Origin of the sequence: Accumulibacter sp., assembly GCF_031732815.1 — a bacterium.
Taxonomy (GTDB): domain Bacteria; phylum Pseudomonadota; class Gammaproteobacteria; order Burkholderiales; family Rhodocyclaceae; genus Accumulibacter.
The window spans coordinates 1-2,834 of record NZ_JAVMKF010000266.1 but is presented as its reverse complement, the minus strand read 5'-3'; the positions used below and the strand labels follow the sequence as shown (position 1 = coordinate 2,834).

Annotated in this window: 2 protein-coding genes; both read left to right on the top strand. The window is 62.0% G+C overall.

The genetic code is table 11. The features are described 5' to 3' along the window. Nucleotides 1–213: 50S ribosomal protein L7/L12 (gene rplL, locus RKP46_RS15590; protein WP_311107483.1), on the top strand; the 213-nt coding region annotated here is incomplete at its 5' end. 249 nt (nucleotides 214–462) lie between these two features. Then, a partial coding sequence (rpoB, locus tag RKP46_RS15585; RefSeq protein ID WP_311107482.1) for a DNA-directed RNA polymerase subunit beta occupies nucleotides 463–2,834 on the top strand: 2,372 nt, incomplete at its 3' end.

Here is a 2,834-nt window from a genome sequence, read left to right as displayed (position 1 = left end):
CAGACCGAGTTTACGGTGATGTTGATGGCGGCCGGCGAGAAGAAGGTCGAAACGATCAAGGTAGTGCGTGCGGCTACCGGTCTTGGCCTCAAGGAGGCGAAGGATCTGGTCGATGGTGCACCGAAGGCGGTCAAGGAGGCGATTTCCAAGGCAGACGCAGAGGCCCTCAAGAAGCAACTCGAGGAGGTCGGTGCGAAGGTCGAGGTCAAGTAGTCCCGGATTGGCACGCTGGGCTGACAGCCGGCTGGCTGTCAGCCTTTTGTGCTTTTCCGGAAACGGCTTTTTGCCGAGCGCGCTGGCGCCGGCGCGAGCCTCAGGCGCGAGCAGCGCACAAACGCAAGCGCGATTGGCGCAGGTGGTTCTCGCCGCCAGCCGCCTTGCTTTTGTCCGTTGCGCACCGGCAGGTCACCCGATCTCGCCCGGCGTGTAGCAAAGGATTTGCCTTTTGAGTTCGGAGCGACCATGACCTACTCCTACACCGAAAAGAAACGTATCCGCAAGAGCTTCGCCAAGAGAGTCAGCGTACTCGAGGTGCCGTTCTTGCTGGCGACCCAGTTGGAGTCTTTCTCTGCCTTTCTGCAGGCGAACGTTCCGGCGGCGCAGCGCAAGAACCAGGGATTGCAGGCCGCTTTCAGCTCGATCTTTCCAATCGTCAGCCATAGCGGCAACGCCCGGCTGGAATTCGTCAGCTACGCCCTTTCCGATCCCACTTTCGACGTCAAGGAGTGCCAGCAGCGCGGGCTGACCTTTGCCTCGGCGCTGCGCGCGAAGGTACGTCTGGTGATCCTTGACCGCGAGTCGCCCGACACGATCAAGGAGGTGAAGGAGCAGGAGGTCTACATGGGCGAGATCCCGCTGATGACGCCGACTGGCTCGTTCGTCATCAACGGCACCGAACGTGTCATCGTTTCGCAGTTGCACCGTTCGCCGGGCGTTTTCTTCGAGCACGACCGGGGCAAGACGCACAGTTCAGGAAAGCTGCTCTTTTCGGCGCGCGTCATTCCCTACCGTGGCTCCTGGCTGGACTTCGAGTTCGATCCGAAAGACCTGCTCTTCTTCCGCGTCGACCGCCGACGCAAGATGCCGGTCACCACGCTGCTCAAGGCGATCGGTCTGACGCCGGAGCAGATTCTGCGTGAGTTCTTCGACTTCGACACCTTCTGCCTGGGCGGCAAGACGGTCGACTTCGAACTGGTGCCGGAACGTCTACGCGGCGAAGTTGCCCGCTTCGACTTCAACGACCCGAGCGGCAAGCTGATCATCGCCAAGGACAAGCGAATCACTCAGAAGCACATACGCGAGCTTGACGCGGCGGGGATCAGGCAGGTGGCCGTACCGGACGACTTCCTGATCGGTCGGGTGATTGCCGAGGACATCATCGACGAAGAAAGTGGAGAGATTCTCGCCAACGCGAACGAGGAGATTACCGAGACGCTGCTCGCCAGACTGGTCGAGGCGAACGTCAATGAGTTGCACACACTGTACATCAACGACCTGGATCGGGGTGGTTTCATCTCGCAAACCTTGCGTGCGGACGACACGATGTCTCGGCAAGCGGCGCGCATCGCGATCTACCGGATGATGCGGCCGGGCGAGCCGCCGACCGAAGAAGCGGTCGAAGTGCTCTTCAATGCCTTGTTCTACTCGGACGACCGCTACGATTTGTCGACGGTTGGCCGGATGAAGTTCAATCGCAGGGTGGGTCGCAAGGAGGTTGTTGAACACAAGGTGATGGTCAAGCACGCGCCGGCCCGGCGCGATGCGGTGGTCAAGCTGATCGGCGATGTGGTGAGCGATCCAGTGGCCTCCGTCGAGCAGATGTTGGGTGAATTGAACTATGGCCCGCGTGCTGCCGCGGAAAATCTGACCGAAGCCGTTGCCCTCGAATTGCTGCAACAGTTGAAGGCGGCTGGCGTGGCCGGCGAAGTGCGCGAGCAACTGACGCTGTCGCCGCGCGACATCGTCGAAGTCATTCGCCTGCTGGTCGAACTGCGCAACGGACGGGGCGAGGTCGACGACATCGATCACCTCGGCAACCGGCGGGTACGCTCGGTCGGCGAGCTGGCGGAAAACCAGTTCCGGGCCGGCCTGGTACGCGTCGAACGGGCGGTCAAGGAACGTTTGTCGCAGGCGGAGTCGGACAACCTGATGCCGCACGATCTGATCAACGCGAAGCCGATCAGCGCCGCCGTGCGCGAGTTTTTCGGTTCGAGCCAGTTGTCGCAGTTCATGGATCAGACTAACCCGCTCTCGGAAATCACCCACAAGCGGCGAGTCTCGGCGCTTGGCCCGGGCGGTCTCACGCGCGAGCGGGCCGGCTTCGAGGTGCGCGACGTGCACCCGACGCACTATGGTCGCGTCTGTCCGATCGAAACGCCGGAAGGACCGAACATTGGCCTGATCAACTCGCTCGCACTGTTTGCCCGGACGAATGAATACGGCTTCCTGGAAACGCCTTACCGCAAGGTCGTCGATGGCGTGGTCAGCGATCAGATCGAGTACCTGTCGGCGATCGAGGAGGGAGCCTACCTGATCGCCCAGGCCAATTCTGGAGTGGGCGACGCGGGAATCCTGCAGGACGAACTGGTGACCTGCCGCGAGAAGGGCGAAACGATCCTCGCCGAGTCTGCGCGCGTGCAGTACATGGACGTTGCGCCGAGCCAGATCGTTTCGGTGGCCGCTTCGCTGATTCCCTTCCTCGAGCACGACGACGCCAACCGCGCGCTGATGGGTGCCAACATGCAGCGTCAGGCGGTGCCCTGTCTGCGTCCGGAGAAGCCGCTCGTCGGCACCGGTATCGAGCGGACGGTGGCCGTTGACTCGGGAACGGCCGT